Here is a 13,893-nt window from a genome sequence, read left to right as displayed (position 1 = left end):
ATGTGCCGGTCCACCCGGGCCGGCACATCCCCTTAAACCACACCGCTCCGGCGGTTGGAAAACCGGACCGGTCACGTACCGGCACTACAAGAAAAGGAGCCACCATGGCTAGCAACGAAGAAATCCTGGCCGGCCTCGCCGAGATCGTCAACGAAGAGACCGGCCTGGCCCCCGAGGCCGTCGAGCTGGACAAGTCCTTCACCGACGACCTGGACATCGACTCCATTTCCATGATGACCATCGTGGTCAACGCCGAAGAGAAGTTCGGCGTGCGCATCCCGGACGAAGAGGTCAAGAACCTGAAGACCGTCGGCGACGCCGTGGACTTCATCTCCAACGCCCAGGCCTAACCCTCCGGCGGCCGCTGCCAAGCGGCGGCCGCCCGGTACCGCCGGCACCTTCAACAGTTACGTTTCAAGAGAGTGAATCATGGCCCGCAAAGTAGTCATCACAGGCCTTGGCGCAACCACGCCCATCGGCGGGGACGTCCCGACCATGTGGAAGAACGCGCTGCAGGGCGTCTCCGGCGCCCGTACGCTGGAAGACGATTGGGTGGAGAAGTACTCCCTGCCCGTCACCTTCGCCGCGCGGGTCACGAATCCCGCCTCTGAAGTACTTTCCCGCGTCGAAGCCAAGCGCATGGACCCCTCCACCCAGTTCGCCGTCGTCGCCGCCCGTGAGGCCTGGGCCGACTCGGGACTGGAAGACGTGGACCAGGACCGCCTGGCGGTCACCTTCGCCACCGGAATCGGCGGCGTCTGGACCCTGCTCGACGCGTGGGACACCCTCCGCGAAAAGGGCCCCCGCCGCGTCCTGCCCATGACCGTTCCGATGCTGATGCCCAACGGCCCCGCCGCTGCCGTCAGCCTCGACCTCGGCGCCCGCGCCGGCGCCCACACCCCGGTGTCCGCCTGCGCCTCCGGCACCGAGGCCCTGCACCAGGGCCTGGAGCTCATCCGCTCCGGCAAGGCCGACATTGTGGTGGCCGGCGGCGCCGAAGCCTGCATCCACCCCATGCCGCTGGCATCCTTTGCTTCCATGCAGGCACTCTCCAAGCGCAATGGTGATCCCGAGCGTGCGTCCCGGCCCTACGACCGTGACCGCGACGGGTTCGTGATGGGTGAAGGAGCCGGCGCGCTCGTACTCGAAAGCGAAGAGCACGCCCTGGCCCGCGGTGCACGGATCTACGCCGAACTGGCCGGGACCGCTGTCACCGCCGACGCCTACCACATCACCGCACCCGACCCCGAGGGACTGGGCGCCACCCGCGCGCTGAAGGCCGCCATGTTCGACGCGCGGGCGCAGGCCGAAGACGTGGTCCACGTCAACGCCCACGCCACCTCCACCCCGGTAGGCGACAAGCCGGAGTACACGGCGCTGAAAGCTGCCCTGGGCAATGTCCTGGACGGTGTGGCCGTCTCGGCTACCAAGTCCCAGATGGGCCACCTGCTCGGCGCCTCCGGCGCCGTCGAAGCGGTGCTCACTGCGCTGGCGGTCTACGAACGCCAGGCTCCGGCCACCATCAACCTGGACAACCAGGATCCGGAAATCCCGCTGGACGTGGTCACCACGTCCCGCAAGCTGCGCGACGGCGACATTGTTGCCCTGAGCAATTCCTTCGGCTTCGGCGGGCACAACGCCGTCGCCGTTCTGCGCAACCACTAGCGGCGGCAGCAACGCCGCACTACGGAACAGGCGTCCGGTCGCCGCGGGGACCGGACGCCTGTTTTTTATGCCATGGAGTTGGTGGCCGGGTCAGCCGACCTGGTGCAGCCAGCGCACCGGTGCCCCGTCGGCAGCGTGCCGGAAGGGTTCGAGTTCCTCGTCCCACGCCTCGCCCAGTGCGAGCGAGAGCTCATGGTAGACCGCGGACGGGTCGCCGGCTCCGCTTTCGTAGGCGTAGCGGATCCGGTCCTCGGAGATCATGATGTTGCCGTGCACATCGGTGGCGGCGTGGAAGATGCCCAGCTCCGGTGTGTGGGCCCAGCGGCTGCCGTCGGCGCCGGGGCTCTGTTCCTCGGTGACTTCGTAACGCAGGTGGGCCCAGCCGCGCAGGGCAGAGGCGAGGAGGGAACCGGTTCCCTGCGGCCCGGTCCAGGCAATTTCCGCCCGTACCATCCCGGGCGCAGCCGGCTGAGGGGTCCACTGAAGATCCGTTCGCTTCTCAACGACGGATCCGATGGCCCACTCAATATGAGGGCACAACGCGGAAGGGGCAGAGTGCACAAAGAGTACTCCGCGCGCCATCACAACAGACATTCCATCCTCCATAGCTGTAGGTACGTCTTCCCCAACGACCTGCTGTATGGGCGGATTTGTTGTTCCAGCGTCCCGCTGTCCATCATTGTGCCGCAAGTTATCTGTTTGTGCCAATGTGGTGCGGCGTGGCGGGCCGGAAGCCTGTGACACGGGACCCGGTGCCGGCTCCGTTAAGCCCGTGGATGAGCCTGGGCGTAACTCTGCCGCAGCCGGTCCACGGAGACGTGCGTGTAGAGCTGGGTGGTCGCCAGGGAGGAGTGTCCCAGAATCTCCTGCACCGCACGAAGGTCTGCGCCGCCGTCGAGCAGATGGGTGGCCGCCGAGTGCCTCAGGGCGTGCGGCCCGGAGGCGGAGGTGTCCGGCAGCGCGGCCAGGAGCGCCGCGACGACGCTGCGGACCTGGCGCTGGTCAACCCGGCGGCCGCGTTTGCCCAGGAACAGGGCCGGGCCGCTGTCCCCCGCAGCCAGTGCCGGGCGGCCCCGGCGGAGCCAGTCATCCACCGCCACTGCTGCGGGCAGCCCGTAGGGGACGGTGCGTTCCTTGTTGCCCTTGCCGATGACCGTCAGGGTCCTGCGGTCCGGATCCAGGTCATCCACATCCAGGCCGGACAACTCTCCCACCCGGATACCGGTGGCGTACAGCAGCTCCACCATGGCCCGGTCCCTCAGGGCCACGGGTTCCCCTTCTGCGGCAGCAGCCTTCAGGCTCTCGAACAGCTCCTCCAGCTGGCTGCTGCGCAGCACGCCGGGAAGCGTCTTCTCCTTCTTTGGTGCCTTCAGCCGCAGGGCGGGGTTTTCCGGGATCAGTTCTTCCCGCAGTGCCCAGTTTGCAAAGCTCCGGGCCGTTGCCGCCCGCCGGGCCAGGGTGGCCCTGGCCTGCCCTTCGGCGCTGAGTTCCCCCAGCCAGCCACGCAGGATTCCGAGGTCAAGGTCCTGCAGGCTCTGGACTCCAGACGACAGGGCATAATCCAGGAGCTTGGAGACGTCCGACTCGTACGCCCGGACCGTATGTTCGGAGCGTCCCCGTTCCGCGGTCAGATACCGGCAGAAGCCGTCGACCGCTGCACTGAACTCTTTCGGCCAGGGGCCGGCGGATCCCTTTGATGTCACCTCTTTACTGTTCTCTCTTTGCCGGTGCCGTTCAAGCAGGCTCGCGGAGCCGGGCGGGAGCCTGTCGATACCGGCGCCGGGATCCGGGCGGGGTCGAACCGGAGGGTGCCCGCGATTGCCGGAAATCTTCGCTGTTCAGGCCGGCAGCGGCTCCATCCGCCGACAGGTGCGCCGCAGGTGTTCGGTTTCGGGTGCCTGTTCCAGGTCCAGCAAATAGCGCTTGGCCTCCACACCGCCTGAGTACCCGGTGAGGGCACCCCGGGAGCCCACCACCCGGTGGGTGGGGACGATGATGTTCAACGGGTTACGGGCCAGAGCCGCGCCCACGCTCCGGGCCTTGGCTGCGTCGCCCAACCGTACGGCCATGTGCTTGTAGCTGGCCGTACGGCCGTAGCCGATGCCGCCGACCTCCTGCCACACCAGCCGCTGGAAGTCGGTGCCCAACGGATTGACGGCGACAGTGAAGCAGCACCGTGTGCCGTTGAAGTACTCAGTGAGCTGCCGCTCGGTGTCCTCGAAACCCTCCTCCGCGGCAATCCCGAAGGAAGTCCCGCCTCCGACAGGTGCCTCCGGCGGGCCAAGCCTGACCGCTGCCAGCACCCCGTCCACGGCGACAAGGGTAAGTACTCCCAACGGGGAGGTGATGATCTTGTGCGTAATCATGAGCAGTATTCCCTTCCGATCAGCGATGTCTTTGGTTGCGATGTCTGTTTCCGGTTCCTGTATGTGCTTTCGTGTGGTGTATCCCCTGCGTCGATCCTTGTGCAGCCTCACTACTGGGCTTACCGCCGGCCGCGGCGCCACTGCTCCGGGCCGGACCGTACGGCCAGCCCCTCCAGTTCCAGGCGTGCCAGTCCGGCCCTCACCCCGGGCGGTGACAGCCCCGCTACCGACGCAAGTTTGTCGACCGTGCTGCCGGTGCGGACCGGAAGCGCGTCCAGCAGCAGCAGGTCTTCAACGGTGAGTCCGTCATGTTCCGCTGCCGGCCCGGCGCCGCCGGCAACGCCGTCGTGCTGCAGGGTGTCCGACAGCGGACCGGCGAGTTCGACCACTTCCTGGGCATCGGTAACGCATACAGCACTTCCGTCGCGCAGCAGCCTGTGGCAGCCGGCCGAGTTGGCTGAATATACGGACCCCGGAACGGCACCCACTTCCCTTCCCAGCGCTGCAGCGTGGTGTGCGGTATTCAGCGCCCCGGACCGCCATCGCGCTTCCACGACAACGGTGGCAGCGGCCAGTGCCGCGATAATCCGGTTCCGCTGCAGGAACCGCCACCGGGTGGGAGCCGAGCCGGGCGGAACTTCCGAGAGGATCAGCCCCCGTGCCGCTACGGAGCGCAGCAGGTCTTCGTTGCCCGCCGGATAGAACCGGTCCGACCCGCACGCCATCACGGCAATGGTTGCCGCGGCCGCACCGGCAGCGCCTGCGAGCGCCGCCCGGTGGGCCTGGGCGTCAATCCCGTACGCGCCGCCCGAGATGATGGTGTATCCGCGGTTGGCCAGCCCGGCGGACAGATCCCCCGTAACGGAGAGCCCGTACCCGGTGGCGTCACGTGATCCGACCACGGCCACGGTCCGCTCGAGTTCCGGCAGGCCATGCGCAAGGTCTCCCCTCACCCACAAACACAAAGGCATTCCCAACTCCAAATGGCACAGCGCTCCAGGCCACCGCGGGTCCTCCGGAATCAGCAGATCGCCGCCCAGCCGCCGGATAGTGTCCAGATCCCTCTCCGGTGCCAGGTCGGCGACCCGCGGGCGCCACCGCTTCAGCCCCTCAGCCAAGGCGTATCCCTGCCCGGAGACTCCGGCAGCGGTAAGGATCCGGGACGTCTCCCCGATGAGTCCGGAGGTGAGGGGCACCTCGCCACTGGCTACCTGCAGGGCACGGACGGGACCGGCGGCCGCTACCAGTGCCAGGCCCGCCGTGTCAGACGGTTCGAACAGCCGGGACAATGCAGCCCGTGCCGCCGTCAGGTCCTGCGTCCCGGCGTTCATGCCGCCACCCCCTGCTGCCGGAATGCCAGCGCCTGCCCGACGTCGTCTGCATCCGGAACACCGTGTCCGCCCAGGTCCGCTATGGTCCACGCGACCCGGAGGACCCGGTCATACCCCCGCGCGGTCAACAGCTGGCGCTCCATGGCCCGGTCCAGTGCCGCGGTTGCCCCCAGCGGAGGCCGAAGCACGTCCCGGAGCAGTGTTCCGGTTACCTCCGCATTGGTTTCGCAGCCCAGCAGGCTCAGCCGTTCCCGCTGCCGGTCCCGCGCCCGTTGCACCCTTGCCGCTACGGTTTCCGTGTCTTCCGGAGCATCGGCGCCGAAGTAGTCCCCCAGTGATACCCGCTGCACGGTCAGTTGCAGGTCCACCCGGTCCAGCAGCGGTCCGGACAGCCGGCTGAAATACCGGCGCCTCTGCTGGGCGGTGCAGATGCAGTCGATGCCTTTGCCGGCCGCCAGTCCGCAGGGGCAGGGGTTCGCTGCCAGGACCAGCTGGAACCGGGCCGGATATACCGCTGTGCCGGCTGCCCGGTGCAACACCAGTTCCCCGCTTTCCAACGGTTGGCGGAGTCCGTCCAGGACCCGGCGTTCATACTCCGGGGCCTCATCGAGGAACAACACGCCGCGGTGTGCACGGGAAGCGGCTCCGGGCCGGGGAATGCCGGCACCGCCGCCGATCACGGCTGCCGTCGAGGCGGTGTGATGCGGGCTCTCGAACGGCGGCCGCCGCACCAACTGGCGGCACGGCTTGCCCTGCCAGGCAAGGGAATGGATGGCCGTCACTTCCATTGCCTGATCATCTGGAAGGTCAGGCAGGATGCCGGGCAGGCGTTCGGCCAGCATGGTCTTGCCTGCTCCAGGAGGTCCGGTCATCAGCAGATGGTGCGCCCCGGCAGCTGCGACCTCCACGGCAAATCGGGCTTCCTGCTGTCCCGCAACATCCGACAGGTCAGGGATTGGCGGGACGGTGTCCCCCTCCCCTACCCCGGCGCCTTCCGCTCCCCGGTGAACGGGCGGAGGAAAGGAGAGCTGATCCGGGTCCGCACCGAGATCAGCTGCAACCGCGGCAAGGCAGGAATAGCCGCGGACCCGCGCTCCAGGGACAAGGGCGGCTTCTTCCACGTTTTCCGCCGCAACGGCTATGTCCGTGAAGCCGGCGGCCACCGCGGCCATCACCGCCGGAAGGACCCCCCGGATGGGACGCAGCCTGCTGTCCAAGCCCAGCTCGGCGAGAAAGACACTCCGCTTCGGGCTTCGCAGCGATCCGCCGGCGGAAAGCGCCGCCACGGCAATGGCCAGATCAAAGCCGGAACCGTGCTTCGGTACGTCCGCGGGCATCAGGTTGACGGTGATCCGGCGCCGACTCAACGGCAGGCCCGCGTTCTTCGCAGCTGACTTCACCCGGTCGCGTGCCTCGTTCAGCGAGGCATCCGGCAGCCCGAGGAGGACAAAGGACGGCAGCGACTGCCCGATGTCGGCTTCGACTTCCACGATCCTGCCCTGCAGGCCCACCAGGCCCACTCCGTACGTCCGGCCCAGGCTCATGCGGACACCCCGTGCCCGGCCCTGCGTTCATGTCTGCATTCCATGCCCCGAGCTTCTCCCCGGGCGGAGCATCGCGTTCCCTTTTCCGGAACGGATGTGGAGAGCGGAAGGCCCGACGCGCATCAGCAGAAGGCTGTGGAGGACGGGTGGTTACCGGGACCTGCCGGAGACGGAACGCTATCGGGCGGAACGGAGCCTCAGCACGTCCTGGTAGTAGTCCTCGATAATCCGGACCACCGTACCGCTGCGGCGGTTGAACAACAGCGGCGACCAGCTCACGTCCCATCCGGATGTACGGCGGGTCCACTGCATGATGGCCACCGGATCGTGTTGCGGCAGGGTCCGGAGAGGGGCCAGGGATGCCTGTCCTGAACGAGACCCGATACCGCGGGGTATTTTCCCTCCCACGAATCAGCCGGCCTTCGCGACCCGCTGCACCCCGCGGATTTCGTCGGACGTCATGGTGCCGACCAGGTCCGCCTGTGACTTCACCCGTATCCCAATGATCTTGGCACCGTGTGAACCTGCTGATGTGCGGCCCGTTCCAACGGCGTCGAAGTTCTCCCAGGGAATGAAACCGGCGCCCTCGACGGTAATGCCGGCCGGAGACAGCCTGAGCAGCAGAGGCGCGCGCAGCTTCTTCCATACAAACAAGCAGCTTCCCCCGCTGAAGAAGACAAACCCAATCAGCCCGGCGACCGTCTCAGTCCATCCGTTGCCGGCGTATCGGGCGGCGTGGTGGTGGCTGCCGGTCAGGCCATGGACCATCAGCGCCAAACACGCCAGTCCGAACAGCAGGCACACGAACCCCAACCCGAGAACCCGGATCTTCGAAACCGAAAAGGTCACCGGTTTCAGACCACCGGCCCCGGTATCTGTTTCCGGGTTCGCCGATCCCCGTTTTGTCCACGGCTTGTCTTGCATTCCGCCCCCCCCCCATTCGTCGGCCCCATCATACGGTTCCGACGGCTGGGTCCGGCGGAGGGCCGTGCGGATCAGCCGATGGCGCGCAGATGCTCGATCTCGGGAGGGCCGCTGCCGTCGTCAATGACCGCGACCGCGTCCACACGCCGGTGCGTGAAATAACGCCCGTGGGCGCGCAGCCACACTCCGGACAGCAGGTGGAGGCGAGCCAGCTTGGCCGGATTGATGGCCTCAAACGGATGACCGAACGCCAGCGAGCTGCGGGTCTTCACCTCCACCACCACCAGAGTGGCTCCGTCCACCGCCACCAGGTCGATCTCCCCCTCGGGGCAGCGCCAGTTCCGGTCGATAATCTCCATTCCTGCCGCGGTCAGGTACTGCGCCGCCAATTCTTCGCCCCTGCTGCCCAGTATGTCCTTGGCTTTCATCCCGCCATGCTCAACCGCGGGCAGGGCCGGCCCCGGGCGGCTTCCCCCGGAAGTGCAGCGGACACCGGATACGCTGCACCCGGCGGCGTTGTGGAGGAGCGGATTTACTCCGACCGCACCCAGGGATCCCCTTGCTGTGCGCGGCGCCAGTACTGCCGCGGTTCCCCGGTTTCGCACACGGTATTGGTGAGCCAGATGGTCCGGTCCGGGTCCCAGCCGGCAATCACCGAGGCCGTGTCGCTGTCCACGGCCAGTGCCCGGCCGGCGCAGGCCAGATACCCCAGAACCGTCAGGTGGACGGCATTCCATTCCCGGGACACGCGTTCCCAGTCCGGGATCACCCACCGGCCGTCCCTGCCAGTGACCTGGAACCAGTCGTGCCGGCGGGAGGCAGTGACCTCCAACGGGAACAAACGGCACAGCTGCACCCAGTCGTCCCCGGTACGGATTTCGTAGGTCCGGCCACCCCCTCGAACCGGAATCGCGGTGGCCTCCCGCCACCCCGGGGCGTCCTCCACCAGGTCCAATCCGACGGGCAGCCGGCTGATCGTGCCGAGGAGGCCAACGGGGATCGACCACCAGGAACCGGAGGAGTAGCGGCGACCTTCCGCGACCTCTTCGGCGCGCGTGTTCCGCGCCCACTCCGCCAGTACTGTCCTCCGGTCCTGCCCCAGCGGTGCGGGGGCATCCGGATCCCGCCAGTCGACGGCCCACTGTTCCCGGGCACGGGGCTGCTCCCACCACCCGGCTTCCGGGGACGCCAGGACCCGGTCCGCCACAGGGCGCAGCGCTTCCCGGATGACCGGCAGCGCTGCCAGGACGTCCTCACCGTCCGGTGCCTGCCAGTACCTGGCTGTGGCCACGGCGACGTCGAGGGCAGCCAACACCGGCATCCCGTCCCGGTCCGGCACGTCCACGGCAGCAAGAAGCGCACCCAGTTCCTCCGGCGACGCGGCCGGAAGGTCGGTGGCTCCCCCGGCGTCGGCAGCCGTTCCGAACCGGACAACCGAAACCCCCTTGCCCGGGTCAAGCTCGTAGCCCAGGTTGAAGACGGCCGAGCTGATACGCGGCTCCAATTCGGCGGCCAGGGCCAGGCACAGCCGACGGCCCCGAGGTCCGGCAAGCAGCTGATCAGCGTTCATGCGGCCATCCTCGCACAGCACGCGTCAGTACGCGGTCAGTGCCCGGGGTACACCACCGGCATGGGAGTCAGCGTCACCGGGGAAAGCGAAAGCTCCGGCGGGCTGCCTGCGAAACCCCGCGCCAAGGTAATGTGCGGGCGAAGGACCCGCGCGAACCGGAAATTCGGATCCGACGCCATAAATGCTGACGTGTCCGCCACCCCGCAGGCGGCCAGGAAAGCCGTCAGCTCCCCCAGCAGCTGAGCATGCAGGGACGTCAGTTCCGGCGTCGGCCGGTATTCGGCGGCCAGGACCCGCGCGTGGGCGCCGAATCCGGCCATCCCGACAGGTTCCAGACGGAAGGAAGCAGCAGGCAAAAGCGCTTCGGTCCGGTCGATGTAACCACTCAGCAGCCGCTCATAATCCGGGAGCGCGATTCCGCTGGCACCGTTGATGACCCGGTACACGTCCAACACCTTGCCGAAATGGATCAGCGTCAGGTGCAGCTGCCGGCGCGGAACCGGGCGTGCCCCGCGCGGCGCCCCAGCGGCCAGCGCCTCCTGCAGTGACAGCAGGTGCGCCAGCGACGCGGCGTCGGGCTGCATCTGTGCATAAAGCCGGAGGTTGGCATCGAAGCCGGACCGGTTGGATTCGGGCATGGTCAAAGTCTAGGCTGCGGGACCGCTAAGCTGTCCGGCATGGCTTTCGACATACCGCGGCTCAGTGACGGCATGCTCCTGCTCCGGCCGCACACCGCCGCCGACCTTGACGCCGTGTACGCACGGTGCCTGGACCCGCTGACGATCCAGTGGACCACTGTCCCGCTGGGTTACACGCGGGAGATGGCCCAGGAGTATTTGGACGTGATCTCCGCGCCGCAGGACAACGCGGTGTCCTGGGCGCTCGACGCCGGCGGCGGCTATGCCGGCACCATCGACCTGCGGTTCCAAGGTGCGAACTCGGGCAATCTGGGCTTCGTCACGTCACCGGAATACCGCGGCCGCGGCCTGATGTCCCGCGCCGTGCGGCTGGTATTGGGTCATGCCTTCGATGAGCTGGGCTGGGACGTCGTGACCTGGAGTGCGAATGCCGGAAACGCCGGCAGCTACAAAACGGTCTGGCGCTGCGGCTTTCCGGCGCCCATCGCAGTTCCGTATCTGCTGAACCACCGCGGCAAAATGGTTGAAGGCTGGGTTTCCAGCCTGGCCAACGGTGATTCGCGGAAGCCATCGGTCAGCTGGGCAGACATCGCACGGCGGCTGCCGGCCGTGCCAGCGAGCGTGGAGTAGCGCCTAGAGCTCATCCGCCTTGGGCAGGGTCAGGTCGTCATTGCGGGTCAGTTCCTCCACATTGACGTCCTTGAACGTAATCACCCGCACGCTTTTGACGAACCGTGCCGAGCGGTAGACGTCCCAGACCCACGCGTCCTGCAGCGTGAGGTCGAAGTAGATCTCGCCGTCGGCCGAGCGGGCCTGGAGGTCCACATGGTTGGCCAGGTAGAAGCGCCGCTCGGTTTCCACCACATAGCTGAAGAGCCCCACGACGTCGCGGTACTCCCGGTACAGCTGGAGCTCCATGTCCGTTTCATAGTTCTCAAGGTCTTCGGCGCTCATGTTCCAATCATCCCCCTACTGGGCTTAGGTGCTCCCCCGGCCCCGCTGCCGATTCCCCGGGCCGGGGCTTGGAGCCCAGGTGCCAGGACATCCGGTGCAGCGGGGTTGGTCCATGGGTGTCGATGGCCGCACGGTGCGACTCGGTTGCATAGCCCTTGTTGATCTCCCACGCATAGTGCGGGTTCGCAGCGGCAAACTCTACCATCATGGCGTCGCGTTCGACTTTCGCCAGCACACTGGCCGCGGCCACGCTCAGGCACTGCATGTCCGCCTTGATCCGGGTGTGCACCTCCGCGGTGCAGCCCTCCCCGGGAGCCAGGGCGTTGGGAGCGCCGACGCCGGCGGCGGGCGCCTCCAGTTCGTCGAAGAGGCTTCCCTGCCGCTCCGGCGAGAGCCAGTTGTAGTTGCCGTCCAACAGCACGACGTCGGGGCGCCGGGTTTCGCAGACCTGGTCCCAGGCGCGCGTTCCGGCCAGCCGCAGGGCTCCGGTGAGGCCGAACAGGTCGATCTCGGCGGCGCTGGCATGTCCCACGCCCCAGGCCAGCGCCCACTTCTTGATCTGCGGCACCAGGGCGTTCCGGTCGGCGACGGAGAGCAGCTTGCTGTCCCGTACGCCTTTGAGGGAGCGCACGGTGGCCAGGTCCACGGCCACCAGCCCCACCGAGACGGGCCCGGCCAGGGCGCCGCGGCCCACTTCGTCGCATCCGGCCAGGATGCGGTGGCCCTGCGCGCTGAAGGTGCGTTCAAAGCGCAGGGTGGGTGCCTTGGCGGCCGGCTTGGCGGCGGCCCGGCGGGACGGGCCGGCGGACCCGACGGCGGTGCTCACTTGCTGCTGCTTCCTTCGGGCTCGGGGACGTTCTCGAAGACCTCCGAATAGCTGCTGACGCCGCCTACGCGGTTCAGCGGCCACGCGGTCACCACGGCCTTGCCTTCGATGTCCGCCACGTCAATGAAGCCGCCGCCTTCACCGTACTGGTGTTCACGGGAGTCGGCGGAGGCATTGCGGTGGTCGCCCATGACCCAGACCTTGCCTTCGGGGACAACCACGTCAAAGGGAATGTCCGACGGCGTGGCGCCGGGGTAGATGTACGGCTCGTCGAGGGCTTCGCCGTTGACGGTGATCTTGCCTTCGGCGTTGCAGCAGACCACGTGGTCGCCCTCGGTGCCGATGACCCGCTTGACGAGGTGCTGCTGGGATTCGTCCGGCAGCAGCCCCACAAAGGTCAGCGCTTCGCGGACGGGGTTGGCGGGCTTTTCGACGCCCTGCGGCAGCCAGCCCTTGGTGTCCTTGAAAACCACGACGTCGCCGCGGTTCAGGTCCATGGGTTCGGGTACCAGGAGGTTCACGAAAATCCGGTCGTTGATCTCCAGCGTCTGCTCCATGGACCCGGATGGAATGTAGAAGGCCCGGAAAAGGAAGGTCTTGATCAGGAAGGACAGCACCAGGGCTATCACCACGATGGTCAGGACTTCGCGCAGCCAGGCGCCGAGGCCGCGGCTCTTCGGCTTTTTGGCGTGCACTGCATGGTCCCGCTGCTCCCCGGAGCCGGGCGTCCCCTCGGGGGACTGGTCCGGTTGCTGCGACATTGCGTTTCCTCTTATTTCTCCGTTGTCCACTCGGCTCCTAAGGATAGCCGGTCAATATTGGTACTGCGCTCGAGCGGCCAAAGAATCCGCTGTGCCTGTCCGATCACGCGTTCGGTGGAGATCAGGCCGCCGCCGGGTGCTCCCAGCAGCGAGCGGGAATCGGCCGATTCGGAGCGGTGGTCCCCCAGCACCCACAGCCGGCCTTCGGGAATGACGACGTCGAATGCCTGCTCACTGGGTGCGTCTCCCGGATAAACGTACGGCTCCTCCAGCGGAGTTCCATTGACCGTGATCCGGGGATCCCCGTCCGTGCAGCAGCTGACCCGGTCGCCGGCCACCCCGACCACCCGTTTCACGTACACGGTGTCGCTGCCGGCCAGGCCGAGCCAGCGTCCGACGGTTCCCACCGCGTCCTGGAGGGCGGGCCGGCCGCTGTGCAGCGGCGCCAGCGAACCGCGTCCGTCAAACACGACGACGTCGCCGCGCCGGATCTCTTCCGAGGCATAGGCGGTGCGGGACACCAGGACCCGGTCCCCCGGCTCCAGCAGGGGCTGCATGGAGTTGGAGGGAATGTAGAAAACATCGAACAGGAAGGCCCGGACGAGGGCGGCGAGGATCACGGCCGCGGCGAGAGCACATAGCACAAAACGCCAGCCCGCAATCCGGGACCGGCGTTTTGTGTGCTTCGCGGAGGGTTCCCCGGAGGCGGATGCTGCAGTCAAGTAAATTACTTGGCGGGACGGAAGTCGCGCTTTTCCTTGATCTTGGCTGCCTTGCCGCGCAGGTCGCGCATGTAGTACAGCTTGGCGCGGCGGACGTCACCCTTGGAGACAACCTCGATCTTGTCGATGACCGGGGAGTGTACCGGGAAGGTACGCTCCACGCCGACACCGAAGCTGACCTTGCGGACCGTGAAGGTCGCACGGAGGCCGTCACCCTGGCGCTTGAGCACGAAGCCCTGGAAGACCTGAACACGGGTGTTCTTGCCTTCGATGATGTTTACGTGAACCTTGACGGTGTCACCGGCGCGGAACTCGGGGATGTCCGTACGCAGGGAAGCTGCGTCAACAGAATCTAGGATGTGCATTGTTTATCACTCCTGGTGAACGCCACAGGTCATCCACTTTGGTAACGGCAGCAAGAATGCGCCCGGAAAGCCGGGCCACACGGATGCTGTCGAAGTGAGGAGACCGGCATGACCCGAGGATGGGTTGCCGGTGTGCCTTGCTGTTGGCCGCGTTCCCCCTGTGGCAGGTACGGACCCAGATGACACAATGCTTTATTTTGCCATATCCTCCCCCGGGGCACCAATCA

Annotated in this window: 18 protein-coding genes; 3 read left to right on the top strand and 15 right to left on the bottom strand. The window is 67.1% G+C overall.

Annotated elements, in window-relative coordinates; all coding sequences use genetic code 11:
• Positions 1-104: 104 nt before the first annotated feature.
• Together AC5RUF_RS03365 and fabF are read left to right on the top strand one after the other, a co-directional pair.
• Positions 105-350 carry an acyl carrier protein gene (locus tag AC5RUF_RS03365; RefSeq protein ID WP_055240832.1) on the top strand — a complete coding sequence of 82 codons (246 nt, stop codon included), beginning with the start codon at positions 105-107 and terminating at the stop codon, positions 348-350.
• Between the two features lie 79 nt (positions 351-429).
• Positions 430-1,665: a beta-ketoacyl-ACP synthase II gene (fabF, locus tag AC5RUF_RS03360; RefSeq protein WP_494129711.1), complete on the top strand. Its 1,236-nt coding sequence runs from the start codon at positions 430-432 to the stop codon at positions 1,663-1,665.
• A gap of 90 nt (positions 1,666-1,755) precedes the next feature.
• Here the strand turns inward: fabF and AC5RUF_RS03355 are convergent, their stop codons facing one another.
• The 10 genes from AC5RUF_RS03355 to AC5RUF_RS03310 form a co-directional block, all read right to left on the bottom strand.
• Entirely contained in the window at positions 1,756-2,259 is a 504-nt protein-coding gene (locus AC5RUF_RS03355) for a DUF3145 domain-containing protein (RefSeq protein ID WP_493998732.1), read from the bottom strand.
• 170 nt (positions 2,260-2,429) lie between these two features.
• The gene (locus AC5RUF_RS03350; protein ID WP_494129710.1) at positions 2,430-3,368 is read right to left on the bottom strand and encodes a tyrosine recombinase XerC; all 939 of its coding nucleotides are present in this window, start codon (positions 3,366-3,368) and stop codon (positions 2,430-2,432) included.
• Positions 3,369-3,503: 135 nt separating this feature from the next.
• Complete coding sequence (locus tag AC5RUF_RS03345; RefSeq protein WP_493998805.1) at positions 3,504-4,031, bottom strand: methylated-DNA--[protein]-cysteine S-methyltransferase; 528 nt, start codon at positions 4,029-4,031, stop codon at positions 3,504-3,506.
• A 119-nt stretch (positions 4,032-4,150) separates the two neighbouring features.
• Positions 4,151-5,362 carry a DNA-processing protein DprA gene (gene dprA / locus AC5RUF_RS03340; protein WP_494129709.1) on the bottom strand — a complete coding sequence of 404 codons (1,212 nt, stop codon included), beginning with the start codon at positions 5,360-5,362 and terminating at the stop codon, positions 4,151-4,153.
• Complete coding sequence (locus tag AC5RUF_RS03335; RefSeq protein WP_494129708.1) at positions 5,359-6,906, bottom strand: YifB family Mg chelatase-like AAA ATPase; 1,548 nt, start codon at positions 6,904-6,906, stop codon at positions 5,359-5,361. Before AC5RUF_RS03335 ends, dprA begins: the two co-directional genes overlap by 4 nt.
• Before the next feature lie 177 nt (positions 6,907-7,083).
• Positions 7,084-7,218, bottom strand: a complete 135-nt coding sequence (locus AC5RUF_RS03330) for a hypothetical protein (RefSeq protein ID WP_494129707.1) — start codon at positions 7,216-7,218, stop codon at positions 7,084-7,086.
• Between the two features lie 99 nt (positions 7,219-7,317).
• Positions 7,318-7,755, bottom strand: a complete 438-nt coding sequence (locus tag AC5RUF_RS03325) for an STM3941 family protein (protein ID WP_494129706.1) — start codon at positions 7,753-7,755, stop codon at positions 7,318-7,320.
• A gap of 146 nt (positions 7,756-7,901) precedes the next feature.
• Positions 7,902-8,258 (bottom strand): YraN family protein, encoded by a 357-nt coding sequence (locus AC5RUF_RS03320; RefSeq protein ID WP_493997480.1) that lies wholly within the window; start codon positions 8,256-8,258, stop codon positions 7,902-7,904.
• Between the two features lie 104 nt (positions 8,259-8,362).
• Positions 8,363-9,400: a hypothetical protein gene (locus AC5RUF_RS03315; protein WP_494129705.1), complete on the bottom strand. Its 1,038-nt coding sequence runs from the start codon at positions 9,398-9,400 to the stop codon at positions 8,363-8,365.
• Between the two features lie 35 nt (positions 9,401-9,435).
• Complete coding sequence (locus AC5RUF_RS03310) at positions 9,436-10,038, bottom strand: 2'-5' RNA ligase family protein (RefSeq protein WP_494129704.1); 603 nt, start codon at positions 10,036-10,038, stop codon at positions 9,436-9,438.
• 39 nt (positions 10,039-10,077) lie between these two features.
• Between AC5RUF_RS03310 and AC5RUF_RS03305 the strand changes: the two genes are divergently transcribed.
• A complete protein-coding gene (locus tag AC5RUF_RS03305) occupies positions 10,078-10,668 on the top strand; it encodes a GNAT family N-acetyltransferase (RefSeq protein WP_494129703.1) in 591 nt (196 codons plus the stop codon).
• 3 nt (positions 10,669-10,671) lie between these two features.
• Here AC5RUF_RS03305 and AC5RUF_RS03300 read toward each other — a convergent pair whose 3' ends face one another.
• Genes AC5RUF_RS03300 through rplS form a run of 5 tightly spaced genes read right to left on the bottom strand, consistent with a single transcriptional unit; the run spans position 10,672 to position 13,666 of the window.
• Positions 10,672-10,992: a DUF2469 domain-containing protein gene (locus AC5RUF_RS03300; protein ID WP_227901490.1), complete on the bottom strand. Its 321-nt coding sequence runs from the start codon at positions 10,990-10,992 to the stop codon at positions 10,672-10,674.
• Between the two features lie 7 nt (positions 10,993-10,999).
• Positions 11,000-11,818: a ribonuclease HII gene (gene rnhB / locus AC5RUF_RS03295; protein WP_494129702.1), complete on the bottom strand. Its 819-nt coding sequence runs from the start codon at positions 11,816-11,818 to the stop codon at positions 11,000-11,002.
• Positions 11,815-12,579 (bottom strand): signal peptidase I, encoded by a 765-nt coding sequence (gene lepB, locus AC5RUF_RS03290; protein ID WP_493997224.1) that lies wholly within the window; start codon positions 12,577-12,579, stop codon positions 11,815-11,817. The genes rnhB and lepB (AC5RUF_RS03290) overlap by 4 nt, the downstream gene beginning before the upstream one ends.
• A gap of 11 nt (positions 12,580-12,590) precedes the next feature.
• Positions 12,591-13,301, bottom strand: coding sequence for a signal peptidase I (gene lepB, locus AC5RUF_RS03285; RefSeq protein WP_493997223.1), 711 nt, complete (start codon positions 13,299-13,301; stop codon positions 12,591-12,593).
• Positions 13,302-13,306: 5 nt separating this feature from the next.
• Positions 13,307-13,666: a 50S ribosomal protein L19 gene (gene rplS, locus AC5RUF_RS03280; protein ID WP_227901486.1), complete on the bottom strand. Its 360-nt coding sequence runs from the start codon at positions 13,664-13,666 to the stop codon at positions 13,307-13,309.
• Between the last annotated feature and the right edge of the window lie 227 nt (positions 13,667-13,893).

It is taken from the genome of Arthrobacter sp. Y3224198 (assembly GCF_059090025.1).
The sequence above is the reverse complement of the archived record's forward strand: the minus strand, read 5'-3'. Positions and strand labels throughout refer to the sequence as shown.

Bases quoted from the DNA above. Each gene is read 5' to 3' on its own strand.
- AC5RUF_RS03310 (WP_494129704.1), bottom strand. From the start codon at position 10,038: ATGCCCGAATCCAACCGGTCCGGCTTCGATGCCAACCTCCGGCTTTAT.
- dprA (WP_494129709.1), bottom strand. From the start codon at position 5,362: ATGAACGCCGGGACGCAGGACCTGACGGCGGCACGGGCTGCATTGTCC.
- AC5RUF_RS03365 (WP_055240832.1), top strand. From the start codon at position 105: ATGGCTAGCAACGAAGAAATCCTGGCCGGCCTCGCCGAGATCGTCAAC.
- lepB (WP_493997224.1), bottom strand. From the start codon at position 12,579: ATGTCGCAGCAACCGGACCAGTCCCCCGAGGGGACGCCCGGCTCCGGG.
- AC5RUF_RS03330 (WP_494129707.1), bottom strand. From the start codon at position 7,218: ATGCAGTGGACCCGCCGTACATCCGGATGGGACGTGAGCTGGTCGCCG.
- AC5RUF_RS03300 (WP_227901490.1), bottom strand. From the start codon at position 10,992: ATGAGCGCCGAAGACCTTGAGAACTATGAAACGGACATGGAGCTCCAG.
- AC5RUF_RS03315 (WP_494129705.1), bottom strand. From the start codon at position 9,400: ATGAACGCTGATCAGCTGCTTGCCGGACCTCGGGGCCGTCGGCTGTGC.
- AC5RUF_RS03335 (WP_494129708.1), bottom strand. From the start codon at position 6,906: ATGAGCCTGGGCCGGACGTACGGAGTGGGCCTGGTGGGCCTGCAGGGC.
- AC5RUF_RS03355 (WP_493998732.1), bottom strand. From the start codon at position 2,259: ATGTCTGTTGTGATGGCGCGCGGAGTACTCTTTGTGCACTCTGCCCCT.
- rplS (WP_227901486.1), bottom strand. From the start codon at position 13,666: ATGCACATCCTAGATTCTGTTGACGCAGCTTCCCTGCGTACGGACATC.
- AC5RUF_RS03305 (WP_494129703.1), top strand. From the start codon at position 10,078: ATGGCTTTCGACATACCGCGGCTCAGTGACGGCATGCTCCTGCTCCGG.
- AC5RUF_RS03345 (WP_493998805.1), bottom strand. From the start codon at position 4,031: ATGATTACGCACAAGATCATCACCTCCCCGTTGGGAGTACTTACCCTT.
- fabF (WP_494129711.1), top strand. From the start codon at position 430: ATGGCCCGCAAAGTAGTCATCACAGGCCTTGGCGCAACCACGCCCATC.
- AC5RUF_RS03320 (WP_493997480.1), bottom strand. From the start codon at position 8,258: ATGAAAGCCAAGGACATACTGGGCAGCAGGGGCGAAGAATTGGCGGCG.